Annotated in this window: 15 protein-coding genes and 1 tRNA gene; 5 read left to right on the top strand and 11 right to left on the bottom strand. The window is 72.3% G+C overall.

The window, feature by feature from the left end; all coding sequences use genetic code 11:
- Positions 1-143 precede the first annotated feature (143 nt).
- The 3 genes from J2X46_RS09445 to J2X46_RS09455 form a co-directional block, all read right to left on the bottom strand.
- Positions 144-1535: a wax ester/triacylglycerol synthase domain-containing protein gene (locus tag J2X46_RS09445; RefSeq protein ID WP_310249543.1), complete on the bottom strand. Its 1392-nt coding sequence runs from the start codon at positions 1533-1535 to the stop codon at positions 144-146.
- Complete coding sequence (locus tag J2X46_RS09450; protein WP_310249544.1) at positions 1532-2965, bottom strand: HAD-IB family hydrolase; 1434 nt, start codon at positions 2963-2965, stop codon at positions 1532-1534. Before J2X46_RS09450 ends, J2X46_RS09445 begins: the two co-directional genes overlap by 4 nt.
- 61 nt (positions 2966-3026) lie before the next feature.
- Positions 3027-4922: a lysophospholipid acyltransferase gene (locus J2X46_RS09455; protein WP_310249546.1), complete on the bottom strand. Its 1896-nt coding sequence runs from the start codon at positions 4920-4922 to the stop codon at positions 3027-3029.
- 150 nt (positions 4923-5072) lie between these two features.
- Here J2X46_RS09455 and J2X46_RS09460 point away from each other — a divergent pair.
- A tRNA-Ser gene (locus J2X46_RS09460) sits at positions 5073-5162 on the top strand.
- Positions 5163-5199: 37 nt separating this feature from the next.
- Here the strand turns inward: J2X46_RS09460 and J2X46_RS09465 are convergent.
- The 3 genes from J2X46_RS09465 to J2X46_RS09475 all read right to left on the bottom strand — a co-directional run bounded on the left by J2X46_RS09465 (position 5200) and on the right by J2X46_RS09475 (position 7004).
- Positions 5200-5949, bottom strand: coding sequence for a lipoyl protein ligase domain-containing protein (locus tag J2X46_RS09465; protein ID WP_310249548.1), 750 nt, complete (start codon positions 5947-5949; stop codon positions 5200-5202).
- 108 nt (positions 5950-6057) lie between these two features.
- The gene (locus J2X46_RS09470) at positions 6058-6300 is read right to left on the bottom strand and encodes a hypothetical protein (protein WP_310249550.1); all 243 of its coding nucleotides are present in this window, start codon (positions 6298-6300) and stop codon (positions 6058-6060) included.
- A 236-nt stretch (positions 6301-6536) separates the two neighbouring features.
- A complete protein-coding gene (locus tag J2X46_RS09475) occupies positions 6537-7004 on the bottom strand; it encodes a YbaK/EbsC family protein (protein ID WP_310249552.1) in 468 nt (155 codons plus the stop codon).
- Between the two features lie 70 nt (positions 7005-7074).
- Between J2X46_RS09475 and J2X46_RS09480 the strand changes: the two genes are divergently transcribed.
- The 3 genes from J2X46_RS09480 to J2X46_RS09490 all read left to right on the top strand — a co-directional run bounded on the left by J2X46_RS09480 (position 7075) and on the right by J2X46_RS09490 (position 9827).
- Entirely contained in the window at positions 7075-7845 is a 771-nt protein-coding gene (locus J2X46_RS09480) for an HAD-IIA family hydrolase (protein WP_310250699.1), read from the top strand.
- A gap of 56 nt (positions 7846-7901) precedes the next feature.
- Positions 7902-9173 carry an MFS transporter gene (locus tag J2X46_RS09485; protein WP_310249554.1) on the top strand — a complete coding sequence of 424 codons (1272 nt, stop codon included), beginning with the start codon at positions 7902-7904 and terminating at the stop codon, positions 9171-9173.
- Positions 9174-9305: 132 nt separating this feature from the next.
- Positions 9306-9827 carry a hypothetical protein gene (locus tag J2X46_RS09490; protein ID WP_310249556.1) on the top strand — a complete coding sequence of 174 codons (522 nt, stop codon included), beginning with the start codon at positions 9306-9308 and terminating at the stop codon, positions 9825-9827.
- Between the two features lie 75 nt (positions 9828-9902).
- Here J2X46_RS09490 and J2X46_RS09495 read toward each other — a convergent pair whose 3' ends face one another.
- The 3 genes from J2X46_RS09495 to J2X46_RS09505 all read right to left on the bottom strand — a co-directional run bounded on the left by J2X46_RS09495 (position 9903) and on the right by J2X46_RS09505 (position 12785).
- Positions 9903-11024 carry a trypsin-like peptidase domain-containing protein gene (locus tag J2X46_RS09495; RefSeq protein ID WP_310249558.1) on the bottom strand — a complete coding sequence of 374 codons (1122 nt, stop codon included), beginning with the start codon at positions 11022-11024 and terminating at the stop codon, positions 9903-9905.
- Between the two features lie 101 nt (positions 11025-11125).
- The gene (locus J2X46_RS09500) at positions 11126-12130 is read right to left on the bottom strand and encodes an aldo/keto reductase family protein (protein ID WP_310249560.1); all 1005 of its coding nucleotides are present in this window, start codon (positions 12128-12130) and stop codon (positions 11126-11128) included.
- 10 nt (positions 12131-12140) lie between these two features.
- Entirely contained in the window at positions 12141-12785 is a 645-nt protein-coding gene (locus J2X46_RS09505) for a Pr6Pr family membrane protein (protein ID WP_310249561.1), read from the bottom strand.
- 98 nt (positions 12786-12883) lie between these two features.
- Between J2X46_RS09505 and J2X46_RS09510 the strand changes: the two genes are divergently transcribed.
- On the top strand, positions 12884-14995 hold the full coding sequence (locus tag J2X46_RS09510) for a M1 family aminopeptidase (protein ID WP_310249563.1): 2112 nt from the start codon (positions 12884-12886) through the stop codon (positions 14993-14995).
- Between the two features lie 13 nt (positions 14996-15008).
- Here the strand turns inward: J2X46_RS09510 and J2X46_RS09515 are convergent, their stop codons facing one another.
- Positions 15009-15236 (bottom strand): biotin/lipoyl-binding carrier protein, encoded by a 228-nt coding sequence (locus J2X46_RS09515; protein WP_310249565.1) that lies wholly within the window; start codon positions 15234-15236, stop codon positions 15009-15011.
- Between the two features lie 58 nt (positions 15237-15294).
- On the bottom strand, positions 15295-16491 hold the full coding sequence (locus J2X46_RS09520) for a hypothetical protein (RefSeq protein ID WP_310249567.1): 1197 nt from the start codon (positions 16489-16491) through the stop codon (positions 15295-15297).
- Between the last annotated feature and the right edge of the window lie 4 nt (positions 16492-16495).

The raw sequence follows: 16495 nt of genomic DNA on the forward strand, positions 1-16495 counted from the left end.
GAGTAGCACGCGAGCGCGCCTCCCCGTAGGTGGTCGAGTAGCACGCGAGCGCCAGCGAGCGGCGTATCGAGACCCACCTATGGAGGGGGTCTCGATACGCCTCGCTCGTTCCTCGCTCGGCTACTCGACCACCTGAAAGGGGGCTACTCGACCACCTGGGTCATGGCCGCGACCTCGTCGGCGAGGCACTGCTCGAGCCCGGCGAGGTCGGCGACGGCGCTGGCGTCGACGTTGACCCCGATGCAGGCGGTGTCGGCGACGGTCACCAGGCACACGGTGAGCGCGGCACCGGGCAGCGGCCCGAGGACGTACATCCCCTTCACCTCGGCGCCGGCCATGAAGCGCTTCTTCGGCGGCCCGGGCAGCGTCAGGACGAAGGCGTCGGGGACGGCCGCACTGCGCAGCGCGGACGCGCCGACGAAGGCCGGCATCCGGTTCATCACCGGGGCCGCCGCGTCGAGCACCTCGAGCGCGCGCTCGGTGTGGAGCGACAGGATCTCGCCGCGGACGGCCGCGACCCGGTCGACCGGGTCGTCGATCGTCAGCGGGCCGGAGATCAGGGCGCCGGCGAACCGGTTGCCGAGGTCGTCGGCGCGGTTCAAGGAGACGCGCACCCCGACGGGCAGCTCGGTGATCGGGCTGCCGCGGCGGGCGTGGTAGCGACCCAGCCCACCGAGCACGAGCGCGACCGCGGCGTCGTCGAGGGTGCCGCCACCCTGCCGCGCGACCGCGCGCAGCGGCTCGAGCGGGGCGTCGAAGGTGAGGAACGACCACATCCGCCCGGTGCGCGGGGTGAGCTCCGGGGACGGCGGGGCGGCCTGGGTGACGAGGCGGCGTACGGACGCGCCGTAGCGCAGCGCCGAGGCCAGCGCGGACTGCGGCCGTGCGGCGGCAACCCCGAGGTTGCGCAGCGTCGTCGCCGCGGCCTCCGGCAGCGAGGCCACGTCGGCGCGCAGCCCGGAGACCGCGAGCTCGACCGGGTCGGCGGCGACGTACGGCACGTCGTCGGCGAGCGGCTTGCGGGCGGTGTGCGACCGCTTGCCCGACTGGAGCATCGAGAGCAGCTGCACGGTGCCGAGCGGGTCGGCGAGCGCGTGGTGGATCTTGAGGACGTACGCCGCTTCCTCGCCCACCTCGAAGAGCACGCCCTCCCACAGCGGCCGCGACCGGTCGAAGGGGCGCAGCGCGATCTGGGCTGCCTGGGCCAGCATCTCCGCGCGGTCGGCGACCCGCTCGCGACGCAGGTGGTAGGCGAGGTCGAAGGTCGGGTCGTCGGCCCACGTCGGCGCCGCGGTCGGCACGACCGGGTCGACCACGCGCTGGCGGAGGCGTCGTACGAGTCGGGTGCCCCAGTCGGTCGCGGCGACGAAGCGCTTCCAGTCCGGCGCCCGGTCGAGGTCGATGACGACGGTGGAGGTGGACGACTGGACGGGGTGACGTTCGGAGCGCCACATCAGCGTCTGCATCGCCGTCAGCTCGGGCGCGGCCGACCAGGTCGCGGCACCGCCCCAGCGCTCGAAGTCCTCGCTGCTCACTGAGGCCACCTCGCCAGCGTCTCCTCGAACTTGGTGTGCAGTGCGGCGATCCGTTCGCTCATCCCGTCCTTGGTCCAGTCGGTCTCGGGCTCGAGCACGCACACGTCGACGACGCCGGGGTTGAGCACGAGGGAGTTGCGGCGCATCAGCTCGCCGGTGTTGCGGAGCACGACGGGCACGACCGGGACGCCGGCCTGCGCGGCGAGGTGGAAGGCGCCCTTGCGGAAGGGGCCGAGCACCGGCGTCGCGGAGCGGGTGCCCTCGGGGAAGATCATCAGCGACGTGCCGCTGCGGATCCGCTCGACGACGCCGTCGAGGGTGGCGCGCGCGGACCCCGAGTCGGAGCGGTCGATGTAGGCCGGGTCGATCACCGCGGACCCGACGATGGCACGCGGGTCCCAGCGCGCCTCCTTCTTGGCCACGATCGTGAAGTCTCGCTCGAGCAAGCGGCCGAGCACCGGGATGTCGAGCGAGCTCTGGTGGTTGGCCACGAAGATCGCCGGCCGGTGGGTCCAGAGCCGCTCCTGGTTGAGGACGTTCATCGAGACGCCGGCCACCGTCATCGGGATGTGGGTGGCCAGCTTGACCGCGACGTTGCGTCCCTCGCGCCGGTTGCCGCGGGCCAGGCCGTAGGCGAGCCCGGCGACGACGCCGGCGTTCATGCCGGCCAGCGCGCCGAGCGTACGACCGGCGGCGACGAGCGACCCGCCGACCGGGTCGCTCAGGTCGAGCACCGGCCAGCCGAGGCGGGCGGCGGCCGAGCGCAGGTCGCGGTGCGGGTTGAGCGCGGTCGGGTGGCCGACGGAGGAGAGGAAGGCGACGTCCTCGTAGCCGTTGCCGTAGGCGTAGGACTGTGCGAGGTCGACGGCGTGCGCCTTCGCGAACGTGCGTACGCCGGTCGCCTTGTGCCTGCCCCACAGCATCGGCCCGTCGGTGGCGCCGGTGAACTGGCCGTCCTCGACGACCAGCTGGGTGCAGACGAGGTGCTCGACGCCGAGGTCCCGGGCGACGGGCCCGATCTGGTAGCGGGTGGCGGCCGAGGCGATGGCGACGGTGTGGCCGGCGCGCTGGTGGGCGGCGACGAGCGCGCGCGACTCGCGCCGGATGGTGCCTGCGATCTTGGACCGGAACAGCCGCTCGCCCAGGTCGGCGAAGGCCTCCTCGGACTCACCGCGCATCGCCGAGAAGGCGACGTGGGCGATCGCGGTCGGGTCGCCACCGAGCTCGCCGTCGACCGCGGTCACCACGGTGCGCAGGAACTCGGCCGGCGACACCTCGCGGCCACGGAGCCGGTCGCCGTAGAAGGTCGCGGCGGTGTAGCCGGCCACGAGTGTGCCGTCGAGGTCGAAGAACGCGCCGACCTCGGGACCGTGCGGCCCCGCCTCGATCGCGGCGATGGCCTGCTCGACCGCAGGTGAGAGTCCGCTCATACGGGGTCCCCGCGGCGTTGTTCGGGGGAGCGCAGCGGAGGAGAAGAACGTCGTGGGGTGTTCATCTGCTCTCCTGGGTGTGGCGCGGCTCGGGCACCGACGGCGCCAGCTCGCCGGCGATCTCGCCGATGATGTTGACCCGCCGCACGGAGTCGCGCAGCTCGGCGGCGAACGCCTCGCGGGCCGTGCCCACGCCGTCGCCGCCGTCCATCAGTCCGCGGTGGCGAGCGAGCGCCAGCGCGGTGCGGAAGAGCTCGAGCGAGATCGACTCCTCGCTCGCGACCCGGCGCTGCAGCGCCCACTGCCGCCCGACCGCGAGCGAGTCGGCGAGCAGGTCGTCCTCGTCGACCTCGGCATCGCCACGGTCGGCGAGCCGGTCGGCCAGCACGAGGTAGGCCTCCAGGAACGGCCGCAGCACGAGGTGGGACAGGTGTGGCCGCGCCGTCACCAGCAGCTCGCGCGCCCGGCCGGGGGTGAGTCCCGTGACGTCCTCGCCGACGAGCAGCTGGAGCTCGGTGCGCAGGTCGTCCTCGAAGCCGGCCCGGCCCGGGAAGAAGAACTCGAACTTGAGGAGGTCGCGCATCCGCTTGGCCTCCTCCCAGCCCACCTGCAGCTCGCCGCCGGGCGGCAGCTCCGCGCCGGGCTCGAGCTCGCTCACCGTCAGCAGCGCGAGCTCGCCGATCGCGCGCTCGACGAGGATGTGGATGACCGTGTTGCGGTAGAACGCGGCGACCAGGTGCTGGTCGTCCCCGATCTTCCAGACCGGCTCCGTCCCGCCGTCGTACGACGTCAGCACGCCGCTGCGGGCCAGCTCGGACAGCGCCCGCCGGATCGTCGAGCGGTCGCGCAGGTCGGCGGCCCCGGCGACGGGCCAGTCGCGGGACTCGATGTAGGTGGCGAGCGGCTCGACGGTCTCGAGCACCTCGTCCATCGTCATCGCGCGGTCGGCGCCGAGCAGCGCGAGGCTCACGATGGCGGTCACCGTCACGGGCGTGGCCCGGTTGAGGCGGTGGGAGATGTCGAGCGCGACCCGCTCGACGGCCTGGTGGCCGGTGACGCCCTCGGCGGCGAGCTCCGCCATCCGCTCCCGCAGCGAGAACGGCTCGCCGACGGTCAGGTAGGCGCGGCCGAGGCGGTTGCGCTGGAGGCGCGCGAAGCGCACCAGCCAGCGCCAGTCCTCCGGCGTCTTGCTGGCGCCGCGGGCCTCCTGGGTCATCAGTGAGACCTCGTGGAGCTGGTCGTAGACGACCGACATGGGCACGACCTGTACGTCGGGGGCGTCGGCTCCTTCGACTGTGTCGGTGAGGTACTTCAGGATGCCGTGGACCGGCGGCCGGAGCTTGCCGGTGCGGGTGCGGCCGCCCTCGATCGACCAGGCGAGGTTGCGCTTGTTGGTCACCATCTGGCGGATGTAGGAGCGCAGCGCCAGCCGGTAGACCGGGATCTCCTGCGTCGCCCGCCGGATGAAGATCAGGCCGGTGCGGCTGGCCACCGAGCCGATCACCGGGAGGTTCAGGTTGGCGCCGCCGAAGGTGTACGTCGGCGAGAAGCGCCGCGCCGACAGGGCGTTGGGGATGACCATGCCGTCGAGGTAGGACCGATGGCTGAACGCGAGGGCCAGGCTGTGATCGCGGTCGACCCGCCGCAGCTTCTGCATCTCGTCCTCGTCCACCAGGACGTCGTACGCCCTGAGGAACCACTCGCCCATCCGGGTCCAGCCCTGCGAGGCGCGGTCGTCGTGGGCCGCGGACATCTCGTGGAGGTAGCCCTTGACCTCCTCCCAGACCTCCGCCTCCGGGCGGCCCTGCTCCTCGGCCTGCTCGGCGACGGCGCGCTGGAAGCGCTTGTCGTGCAGGAGCTCGGTGACCTCCGGCGGCGGCGCAGCCGGCAATCGCTCCCCGACGCTCCGGGGCAGCGCGGCACGGGCGAGGTCTCGGGCACGTCGGACGGCAGTCACCGCTCTCCTTCCCGCACGCACCGGAGCGCGAGCACAGGCGTGCGCCGAAAGTTACCGTCGTACGCGCTCGCTCGCCACGGCCCCGGCCAGGTTCGTGGACCGACGTCGCCGGTTTCCGACTCGCGGACCCCCTCCGGTAACGTTCCCCGCGGTGACGTGTCCGAGCGGCCTAAGGAGAACGCCTCGAAAGCGTTTGTGGGCGCAAGTCCACCGAGGGTTCAAATCCCTCCGTCACCGCCAGCCGATCAGGCCGGTCCCTCGCGGGCCGGCCTGATCGTCATTTCGGCACCGCGGGCGTGCGGTGGTCGGGCTCGAGCAGCGCGGCTCGGTCGAGGGTGTCCCGGTCGACCTCGACGGCCTGCTGCGGGTCGGCGTCCCAGGCACGCAGGACGGCAGCGAGGACCTCGTCGGCCCCGGTCCCGGCCTCGGACTGGAGCGTGCCGACCGACGCGGGGTCGAACGGCAGGTCGAGGGCGCCGTAGACGTCGGCGAGGACCGCGCTGACGCGGTCGCGATCGCCGACGTTCACCAGCGAGCTGAACAGCCACGCCCGCGGCAGCACGCGCTGCGCCGTACCCACGAGCTTGACCTCATCGCGGGCGTTGACGCTGTGCGCGCCGGGGCAGTACTCGCCGGGCACGGGTCCGACCCGGGCGTCGATGCCGAGGTCGCCGAACAGCGCGGCGAAGCGCCGGCCGAAGTCCTCGAAGCGGCGGTCCATGGAGGCCGGGGACTGTGCCTCGGCACGGACGTGGTCGACGACGACCGCCTCGCGGGTGTACGCCACGGCCCTCCCGCCGACGGCTCGGACGGCCGTCCCGAAGCCGGCCTCGTGCGCCGCCGCGACGGCGGCCGGGTAGCCCGGGAGGCGGGTGTCGCGACGCCCGAAGACGACGGCGGGACCGGCCGGTCGGTAGACGCGCAACGCCTCATCGAGCTCGCCCGCGCCGGCGCGCCTCAGCAGCGCGTGGGCGATCGAGAGCTCGAAGGCCTCGTCGTCACCGAGCGGGCCGAGATGCAGCAGCACGGGCCCATCATCGCCGTAGACGCGCGGGCACTGGTCCGGCGCGTCCGGACGGACCCACGACCGGCCGGACGTACGACGGACCTGGTGCCCGCGCGTCTACGCGATGAGTCAGGCGGCGCGGGTGCGGCCGAAGCGGCGTACGCGCGAGCGGAGCGCGCTCTCCTGCGTGCCGAAGCGGGGCAGCGGCAGCAGGTGGGTCAGGCCCTCGCGCTCGGCCATCAGCTGGACGGCCTCGTCCTCGTAGGCCTGCGCGTAGGCCTCGGCCTGGGCGACGTCGTCGCCGGCGATCGCGGCCTCGATCATGCGGGCGTAGTGGGCGTGGAGCTCGTTGAGCTCGTCGATCAGACGCATGCTGTTCTCCTCGGATGTGCGTCGGTACGACCAGTCTGCCGAAATCTTTGGAACGATCCAATCCCTGGCGGGTGTGATCTTCGACCACTCGCACTGGCCCTTGAGTCGCCCAGAGACTCAACGCGTATCCCGGGCGTGTCGGCCCCAGGGTGGCGGCGCACGACATCCCCGAAGCCCGGATCGATGTCGTCCGCCGCCACCCTCGGCGGAGGACCACCAGGCGAGGGGTACGACGATCAGGCGGGGTCGGTGACGTCCGCGACCCGCGCGCCGAAGTGGGCGACCACGTCGTCGGCCGCCAGGGTCGCGGCGACGCCGTGACCGCCTGCGCCGAGGGAGATCGTCTGCCCGACGAGGCGCTCGTCGGCGATGACCGGCAGGTCGCCCTGCGCACCGAACGGCGTGATGGTGCCGCGCTCGTAGCCGGTGACCTCGCGCGCCGTGTCGGCGTCGGGCATCGAGATCCGGTTGACCCCGAGGAGCGCGCGCAGCTTGGGCCAGGAGATCTGGCGGTCGCCGGGCACCAGCACCAGGAGGTGGTCGCCCTCGCCGCGGCGCACGACCATCGTCTTCACGATCGCCGACGGGTCGACGCCTCGTGCGGCCGCGGCCTCGGCGAGAGAGCCGACGCGGCCGTGCCGGGTGACGGTGTGCGCGATCCCCGACGCGGCCAGCGCGCGTGTCGCCGGAGTCTCCTGGTCCACGCGCCGAGCCTACGACCGTCACAATGTCCCTGTGACCGACCGCCGCCCCGTACTCACCTGGCTCACCGACATGGACGGCGTGCTCGTCCGCGAGGAGGACCCGATCCCGGGCGCGAAGGAGTTCATCGCCGCGCTCCGCGACCAGGACATCCCGTTCCTCGTCCTCACGAACAACTCGATCTTCACCCCGCGCGACCTGCGGGTCCGGCTGCTGCGCAGCAGCGGCATCGACGTGCCGGAGGACCGGATCTGGACGTCGGCCCTCGCCACCGCGCAGTTCCTCGACGAGCAGCGCCCGGGCGGGTCGGCGTACGTCGTCGGGGAGTCGGGGCTGACCCAGGCCGTGCACGACGTCGGCTACGTGATGACCGACCAGGACCCCGACTACGTCGTGCTCGGGGAGACGCGCACCTACTCGTTCGAGGCGATCACGAAGGCGATCCGCCTCGTCAACGGCGGCGCTCGCTTCATCGCGACCAACCCCGACCCGAGCGGGCCGAGCAGCCAGGGGATGCTGCCGGCGACCGGGTCGGTGGCCGCGTTGATCAGCACCGCGACCGGCCGCCAGCCGTACTTCATCGGCAAGCCCAACCCGCTGATGATGCGCAGCGCGCTCAACCGGCTGGAGGCCCACTCCGAGACCACCGTGATGATCGGCGACCGGATGGACACCGACATCATCAGCGGCCTCGAGGCGGGCCTCCGCACGATCCTCGTCGCGACGGGTGCCACCGAGCGCCACGAGGTCGAGAACTTCCCCTACCGCCCCAGCCTGGTGGTCGACTCGATCGCCGACGTGGTCTCGCTGGTGAGCGAGCTGTTCCGCCCCGAGAACGTCTGAGAACCTGTCGGCGGACCGGTGACGAAGGCGTGCCGTCGGTCACCTAGCCTGCCGAGGTGGAGAGGCGACTGCTGGCGGACACCCGCCCCCTCGCCAACCCGCACTTCAAGCGGCTGTGGCTGGCCAACATCGTCACCGTCATCGGCGCACAGCTGACAGTCGTCGCGGTGCCGGCGCAGATCTACGCGATCACCGGCTCGTCGGCGTACGTCGGCCTGACCGGCGTCTTCGGCCTCGTGCCGCTCGTGGTCTTCGGGCTGTGGGGCGGTGCCCTCGCCGACGTCTTCGACCGTCGTACGTTGCTCATGATCACCACCACCGGGCTGATCCTCACGAGTGCCGGGTTCTGGCTGCAGGCCGCCTTCGGCGCCGAGGACGTGTGGCTGCTGCTCGGGCTGTTCGCCGTCCAGCAGGCGTTCTTCGCGGTGAACCAGCCGACGCGGTCAGCACTGCTGCCCCGCCTGCTCCCCGACGAGCTGCTGCCGGCGGCGAACTCTCTGAACATGACCGTCATGCAGGCCGGCGGCATCGCCGGGCCGCTCGTCGGCGGCGCGCTGATCCCGCTGATCGGCTTCTCGTGGCTCTACCTCGTCGACACGATCACGCTCTTCGCCACCCTCGGCGCGGTCGTCGGGCTGCCCGCGCTGCCGGTGATCGGCGCGACGGTGACGCCGGGCATCGGCGCGGTCGTCGACGGCTTCCGCTACCTCCGGACCCAGCCGGTGCTGATGATGTCGTTCGTCGTCGACATCATCGCGATGGTCTTCGGCATGCCGCGCGCCCTGTTCCCGGAGATGGCCGACGTCGACTTCGGCGGCCCGAGCGAGGGCGGCCTGGCCTTCGCCCTGCTCTTCGCCGCGATCCCTGCGGGTGCCGTCATCGGCGGCGTGCTGTCCGGCTGGGTCTCCCGCGTCGAGCACCAGGGCCGCGCGGTGATCGTCGCGATCCTGGTCTGGGGCCTGGCGATGGTCGGCTTCGGCGTCGCGGCGATGCTGGCGTCGTACGCCCCCGCGGTGATGCTCGGCGTCGCCGTGCTCATGCTCGCGATCGGCGGCGCCGCCGACATGGCCTCCGCCGCCTTCCGTACGTCGATGCTGCAGGCCGCGGCCGACGACTCGGTCCGGGGCCGCCTCCAGGGCATCTTCATCGTGGTCGTCGCCGGCGGCCCGCGCGTCGCCGACGTCGCCCACGGCGCGACCGCGGCGGCCACCGGTGCTGCCGTCGCCGCTGCCGGCGGCGGGGTGCTGATCGTCGTCTTCACGGTGCTCGCCGCCCTCGCCGTCCCCGCCTTCGTCCGCTACCGGGTCACCCGGGTGACGACCACCTGACACGTGTCCGGGAAGTCGCCCTCGGACCGACGTTCGGAGGGCGAGAACGCGGACACGTGTGGCGGTTGTGGCCCCCGTCCAGACGACGCGAGGGCGACATACGCCGCACGTGCGGTGGTCTACGGTCACTGCGTGCGCGAGCCACGGTCGGTGCTGGTCGTCACGGGCGCCGCGGCGACCGGGAAGTCGACGATCGGCGACCAGCTCATTGGCTGGGCCGGACTTCTCGTCCTCGACGGCGATGTCCTCGGGCGGGGTGCGGCAGCGACGGCCGACGGGCGGCGGGATTACGTCGGGTTCTGGCGCTACGTACTGAGGATCTGTCGTGAGGTGCGCGCCAACGGGTTGGTCCCCGTGGTGCCGTGCGTCTGCCTACCCGACCAGGTGCTCGCGGCGACGACCGACGAGGTCGTCCACTTCCTCGCGCTCGTGAGCGAGCCCGAGACCGTCCTCGCCCGCATTGCAGGCAGGACGGGCATCTCCGACGTACCGTCACCCGAGTCCCACGTCGACATCGACCGCCGGCTGCGCGAGATCGCGGATGTGCCCGCACCGCACACCTGGACTCCGTACGACGTCTCGGCGGGCGACGGACGGCAGACGCTCGAGGCGGCCGAGGCGTGGGTCGCCACGCACACAGGGCTCGAGGCCTGACCCCGGACCACACGTGTCCGAGAAGTCGCCCTCGGACGGAGGTTCGGAGGTCGAGAAGTCGGACACGTGTGGCGGCTACCGCACGGCCCCAACCGCCAGCGTGACCGTTCCTGACCGGGTCGCGCCGGTGGAGTCGGTCCAGGTGATCGTCACCCGGTCCCCGGCGTCGTGGCCGCCGATGAGCTCCGAGAGCTGCGACGACGAGGAGACGGCCGTGCCGTCGACGGCGGTGATCACGTCGCCGACCTCGAGGCCGAGCGAGGCGGCGGGGGTGCCATCCGCGACCTCGGCGACGGTCGCGCCGCCGGCGGCGATCGAGGTCCCGACGCCGAGCCGACCACCGACCCCGAGGACGATGCTGCCGCCCTCGTCGCCGGCGACGATCCGGTCGACGACGCGCAGCACGCGGGCGATCGGGATGACGTAGCCGGTGATCTCGGCGGTGCCGCTGGACGCGGCGACGTTCATGCCGACCACGTCGCCGTCGCTGTCGAGGAGGGCGCCGCCGGAGTCGCCGCCGATGATGTCGGCGTCGATCTGGATCAGGTTGCGCAGGTCGCTGGAGCCGCCGGCCTCGTCGGAGACGGTGATCGAGTCGCGCAGGTCGGTGACCGTGCCCGCAGCCGCGGTGAGGTCGCCGCCGTCACCGCCCGCGTCGCCGACTGCGGTGATCGCGTCACCGGTCGACAGTCCATCGGTGGAGGTGGTCACGGTGGTCAGGCCCGAGGCGTCCTCCAGCTGCAGGACCGCGACGTCGCGCCGGGAGTCGGTGCCGACCACCGTCGCGTCGTACGTCTCCCCGGTCGTCGCGACGGTGACCTCGACGCTGGTCGCGCCCTCGACGACGTGGTGGTTGGTGACCACCAGGCCGTCGGACTCCAGCACCATGCCCGTCCCGGCCGCGGTGCCGGTCCCGTAGCCGATCGTGGACGACACGAGCACCAGCCCGCTGGACTGGGACTCCGTGGCGGCGGTGACGTCGAGCCCGGCGGTGGTCGTCGCCGTCGCGCTGCCGGGAGAGGAGGGGTACGACGGGTAGGCCGGGTACTGGCCGCCGTACGGGCTCCAGCCGGCGTCGGTGCGGACGATCGCGGGCGCGGCAGAGGCGGCAGCGACCGGGACCAGGACCGCCGTGGTGGCGAGGGCGAACGCCGCGGTGCCGGAGGTCAGGCGGCGCGAGAGGGACGGACGAGGCATCGAGGACTCCTTCGGGATGAGGTGTCCTCGAGCCTCGGCCGCCCTCCTGTGCGACTGCTGTGCGCTGCCCAGCGATCAGGGATGAAGCAGAGGGTGCTGCGTCAGACGACGCGGCCCTCCGGGACCTGCGTGAGCTTCGGGTCGCGGATCACGACGGAGCCGATGGCGTCGTCGATGCGCTTCATCACGTCGGCGTCGAGCTTCACGCCGGCGGCCTTGACGTTGTCGGCGACCTGCTCGGGGCGCGAGGCGCCGACGAGCGCGGCGGCGACGTTGTCGTTCTGCAGCACCCACGCGACCGCGAGCTGGGCCATCGTCAGGCCGCAGTCGGCGGCGATCGGCTCGAGGTCCTGCACCGCGGTGAGCACGTCGTCGCGCATCCAGCGCGAGATCATGTCGGCGCCGCCCTTGGCATCGGTGGCGCGCGAGCCGGCCGGCGGCTCGGCACCGGGCTTGTACTTGCCGGTGAGCACGCCCTGGGCGATCGGGCTCCACACGATCTGCGAGACGCCGAGCTCACGCGACGCGGGCACGACCTCGTCCTCGATGACGCGCCACAGCATGGAGTACTGCGGCTGGCTGGAGATCAGCTGGAAGCCGAGCTCCTTCGACAGCTCCACGCCGGCACGGAGCTGGTCGGCGGTCCACTCGCTCACGCCGATGTAGAGCGCCTTGCCCTGGCGTACGACGTCGGCGAAGGCCTGCATCGTCTCCTCGAGCGGGGTCTCCACGTCGTAGCGGTGGGCCTGGTAGAGGTCGACGTAGTCGGTCTGCAGCCGCTCGAGCGAGCCGTTGATCGACTCCATGATGTGCTTGCGGGACAGGCCGGTGTCGTTCTTGCCCTTGGGGCCGGTGGGCCAGTAGACCTTCGTGAAGATCTCCAGCGACTCGCGCCGCTCGCCCTTCAGCGCCTCGCCGAGCACGGTCTCCGCCGCGGTGTTGGCGTACACGTCAGCCGTGTCGAACGTCGAGATGCCCGCGTCGAGGGCGGCGCGCACGCACTGGGACGCGACGTCGTTCTCGACCTGCGAGCCGTGGGTGAGCCAGTTGCCGTAGGTGATCTCGGAGATCTTCAGTCCGCTGTTGCCGAGGTATCGGAATTCCATGGTTTCGACACTAGCGAGGCGCCGGGCGCAGCTTCGCGTCGAGCCACGTGTAGAGCGCGAAGAGCAGGAGGAAGAGAATCGTGATCCCGGCGCAGGCGATCCCGACCGCTCCCCAGCCGTCCTCGGCGGGGTCGAGGAACGGGTACGGCACCCAGCCGTCGACCTGCCCGACCACCAGCGTCCAGATCGTCCACACGATCGGCCACACGAGTGCGTACGCCGCCACGCGCAGGTCGGCGCGCGGGCGAGGCCCGACCAGCGCCCACGCCACGACGGCCAGGGCCGGCACGACCATGTGCAGCAGCTTGTCGACGACCCAGTTGCTGCCCTCGAGGTCGAGCAGCGGACGCAGCAGGAAGAAGTGGACCAACCCGGTCACGGTGATCCCGACGAGCGCGGCCAGGCGGGCCACCCGGAAACGCGTGCCGTCACGCGCCGGCTCGCGCGCCAACATCGTCGAGGTGACGGCGACGAGGATGTTGCTCTGGATCGTGAAGTAGGCGAAGTAGCGGTAGATCCGGGCCGCCAGCCCCGGCGGATCGGTCTCGACCAGCACCGCCTCGCCGGTGAACACCAGCACCAGCTGGAACACCAACGCGAACCACGCCACCGCGGCCACCACGAGGTGCACGCTCCGGGCGCGCGCGGGAGTCATGGCAGGAGCCTAGGGCCATCGCCGGTGCAGACCGCCGGTCCAGACCATCGCTCCCACAGTGAAGAACCGGTCTACCGTCGAAGGACCAGGAGGCTGTCATGACTCGGACCCTTGTTGCTGCCCTCGCCCTCGCCCTGGCATCGCTCGCCCCGGCCGCCGCCCATCCGGGCGACCACGGACACTCCCCGGGCACGCCCGGCGCCGCCGGCATCGGTGACCCGTACTACCCCCTCTACGGCAACGGCGGGTACGACGTGCGGCACTACGACCTCGACGTGCGCTACGACCCCGCCACCGACGTGCTCGTCGGCGTGACGACGATGCGCGCACGCGCGACCCAGGACCTCTCGAGCTTCAACCTCGACCTGTCCGGACTGACCGTGCGCCGGGTGCTGGTCGACGGCCGCGCGGCGAGCTGGACCCGCACCGGCGACGAGCTCACCGTGGTCCCGCGCAAGCCCCTGCGACGCCACCACACGTTCACCAGCGCCATCGAGTACGACGGCGTGCCGGTGACGCTCTCGTCCCCGACCCTCGGCGAGAGCGGGTTCTTCCACACCGATGACGGCTCGCTGGTCATCGGCGAGCCCGAGGTCGCCGCGACCTGGTTCCCCGTCAACGACCACCCGCGCGACAAGGCCACCTTCGACATCGACGTCACCGCGCCCGCCGGGCTGGAGGCGATGTCGAACGGCGTGCTGCGCGGGACGTCGACGCGACGGGGCTGGACCACGTGGCGCTGGAGCGTCGAGGAGCCGATGGCCCCCTACCTGGCGACCGCGTCGGTCGGGGAGTGGGACATCGACGCCTACCGCGCGGACGGGCGGCGCTACTGGGACGCCCTCGACCCCGACCTCGACACCTCCCCGCAGCCGCGGACCGGCACCGGGTACGCCCTGTCCCAGGTCGCCGACACCTCCTACAAGCGGCTGGCCCGCACCATCGACGTCCCGGCCGGCGGCGGTCAGCTGTCGTTCTGGGTCACCCGCGACACCGAGCCGGACTGGGACTACTTCTTCGTCGAGGCGCACGCGGTGGGCTCCGACGAGTGGACGACGCTTCCCGACCTCGCGGGCCACACGTCCGACGCCACCGGCTTCGCGTGCCCGTTCTGGCTCCAGCTGCACCCGTTCCTCGGCAGCTACCAGACCGACAACGGCGACGGCACGTGCACGCCGGGCACGGCGACCGGCGAGTGGTGGGCGGCGAGCGGGGGGAGCGACGGCTACGAGCGCTGGGCGGTCGACCTGACGCCGTACGCCGGCCAGCAGGTCGAGGTCTCCCTCTCCTACGCGAGCGACGACTTCTTCCAGCTCTCCGGCGTGTACGTCGACGACGTGACGTGGCCGGGCGGCTCGACGTCGTTCGAGGCGGACGCCGACCCGCTCGACGGCTGGACCACCCCGGGCGCTCCTGCGGGCAGCGCCCCCAACGAGAACGACTGGATCGCGGGGGGCGCCTCCGACGCGCCGCCCACCGTCGCGGACGTCGCCCGGGGCTCGCTCGCCCGCCAGCCGGAGATCGTCGACTTCCTCGAGGGCCTCTTCGGTCGCTACCCGTTCTCCGCGGTCGGCGGGATCGTCGACGACACCGACCGGATCGGGTTCGCCCTGGAGAACCAGACCAGGCCGATCTATGCCAAGGGCTTCTTCCAGAACCGCACCGGGGGCACCGAGGGGGTGGTCGTCCACGAGCTCGCCCACCAGTGGGTCGGCGACGACGTCGCGGTCGACACGTGGCAGCACGTCTGGCTCAACGAGGGCTTCGCGTCCTACACCGAGTGGCTCTGGAGCGAGGCACAGGGCGGCGACACGGCCGACGACATCTTCGGCTTCCTCGCCTCGATCCCCGCAGACGACCCGTTCTGGAGCCTCACCATCGGCGATCCGGGGCCGGACGCGCTCTTCGACGACGCGGTCTACTTCCGCGGCGCCGGCACCCTTCACGCCCTGCGGCGGGAGATCGGCGACCGGGCCTTCTTCCGGACCCTGCGGCTCTGGACGCAGCTCAACTCCCGCGGCAACGTCACGACGCCGATGTTCGTGAAGCTCGCCGAGCGGGTGTCGGGCGAGGACCTCGAGGGACTCTTCGACGCGTGGCTGTTCACGGACGAGAAGCCCGCCGGGCTCGACGCGCCGTCGCTCCGTCGCGCCGTCGGGTCCAATGCCACGGTGCCGAGGCGCTGGGCCCCGGACTCACGTCCGCGCTAGGTGACGAGGATGCTCAGTCGAGGACGACGAGGACGTCGCCGTCCTGGACGACGTCGCCCACGGTGACCTTGACCGCGGAGACGGTGCCGGCGCGCTCGGCCAGCATCGGGATCTCCATCTTCATCGACTCCAGGAGCACGACGGTGTCGCCGGCCTCGACGTGGTCGCCCTCGGCGACCTCGATGGTCAGCACGTTGGCGACCAGCTCGGACACGATCTCGAGCGACTTGCTGCGGGCCATGCGCCCGACGCTAGCGGTTACCCGGGCGTAGCCACCGATCAGGGGCGCCGAGTCGACCTCACAGCTCGGCGAAGCGCGACGGCTCGGGCCGGTGCGGACCGGCCTCCTCGGCGCGTCGCCCGCGACGGCCCTTGGGCCCGGTGAGGGCCAGGTCGGCCCGGATGATGAGGTAGCCGATCAGCAGTCCGAGCACGAGGGAGTACGCCGCCCGCAGCCCCGCCTCGAGGTAGGAGCTGTCCGGCGCGACCAGCCCCGTCGCCAACGGCACCGTGGCCGCGACGCCGAACGCGCACACCCACCAGCCCTGACGCCGGCGGGCGCGGACGTGCGTGCCCCAGACCAGCGCGGGGATCCCGAGCAGCACGACCAGCGGACGCGGGAACGCCCCGATCTGCTCGGAGGTGGTGTCGACGAAGTCGAGCACCGACGACACGAAGGTCTGCGCGCCGTAGCGCCGCAGCAGCTCGGCGTACGCCAGTGTCACGAAGAGCAGCGCGAGGCCGATCGCGACGACGATCATGCCGCGGCGGCCGAGGCCGTGGAGGCCGGCACCGAGGCGGTAGACGATCGTGAAGGCGAGGGCGAGCGCGAGGAAGAGCGCGGCCATGTCGAAGCGCTCGGTGGCCACGGTGGGCTCGAACCCCACGGCCGCGAGCGAGGTCACTGCTGCCACGACGGTCGCGACGAGCACCTCGCGCACGGCCTTCCACCACGTGACTGCCGGCACCGTCGCCATCACGGCGTACACGCTGCCGACCACGCACGTCATGACAGCAGCGCCGGTCGGCAGGATGCGACCGCCGACGACGAGGCTCGTCACGCCGAGCACGAGGGCCAGCCCGGCCGACACCAGCGGCCGTCCGGCCGTGCGGGTGGCGAGAAGCCACGACATGGACGTCACGACGGCCACCGCGCCGGCGCCGTCGAGCCAGCTCGGCAGGGGGACGATGTCGCTGAGCGCGTTGCCGCGGCTCAGCACGCCGTCGACTGCCGACCAGCCGAGGGCGAGCGTGCCCACGAGGAGCAACCCGAGCCAGAGCGCGAGGACCCGCCTGGATGGTCCGCCCGGGCCGGGCGGGACGGTCTCCTCGACCGCCACGGGCGCGGTCTCGACAGGTGCCGGGGCCGCCGGCTCCTCGACCTTGGTCCCGACCGGCTTCTCGACCTTCCGGGTGCGCCGGAACCGTGACGGAGGCCGCTCGGCGACGCGCTTGCCGCGGGAGGACCCGCGGGAGCCGGAGGTGGGGGAAGACACGTCG

This window comes from Nocardioides sp. BE266 (genome assembly GCF_031457855.1).
GTDB lineage: Bacteria > Actinomycetota > Actinomycetes > Propionibacteriales > Nocardioidaceae > Nocardioides.

Bases quoted from the DNA above. Each gene is read 5' to 3' on its own strand.
- J2X46_RS09500 (WP_310249560.1), bottom strand. From the start codon at position 12,130: ATGGAATTCCGATACCTCGGCAACAGCGGACTGAAGATCTCCGAGATC.
- J2X46_RS09515 (WP_310249565.1), bottom strand. From the start codon at position 15,236: ATGGCCCGCAGCAAGTCGCTCGAGATCGTGTCCGAGCTGGTCGCCAAC.
- J2X46_RS09510 (WP_310249563.1), top strand. From the start codon at position 12,884: ATGACTCGGACCCTTGTTGCTGCCCTCGCCCTCGCCCTGGCATCGCTC.
- J2X46_RS09450 (WP_310249544.1), bottom strand. From the start codon at position 2,965: ATGAGCGGACTCTCACCTGCGGTCGAGCAGGCCATCGCCGCGATCGAG.
- J2X46_RS09480 (WP_310250699.1), top strand. From the start codon at position 7,075: ATGGACGGCGTGCTCGTCCGCGAGGAGGACCCGATCCCGGGCGCGAAG.
- J2X46_RS09495 (WP_310249558.1), bottom strand. From the start codon at position 11,024: ATGCCTCGTCCGTCCCTCTCGCGCCGCCTGACCTCCGGCACCGCGGCG.
- J2X46_RS09505 (WP_310249561.1), bottom strand. From the start codon at position 12,785: ATGACTCCCGCGCGCGCCCGGAGCGTGCACCTCGTGGTGGCCGCGGTG.
- J2X46_RS09470 (WP_310249550.1), bottom strand. From the start codon at position 6,300: ATGCGTCTGATCGACGAGCTCAACGAGCTCCACGCCCACTACGCCCGC.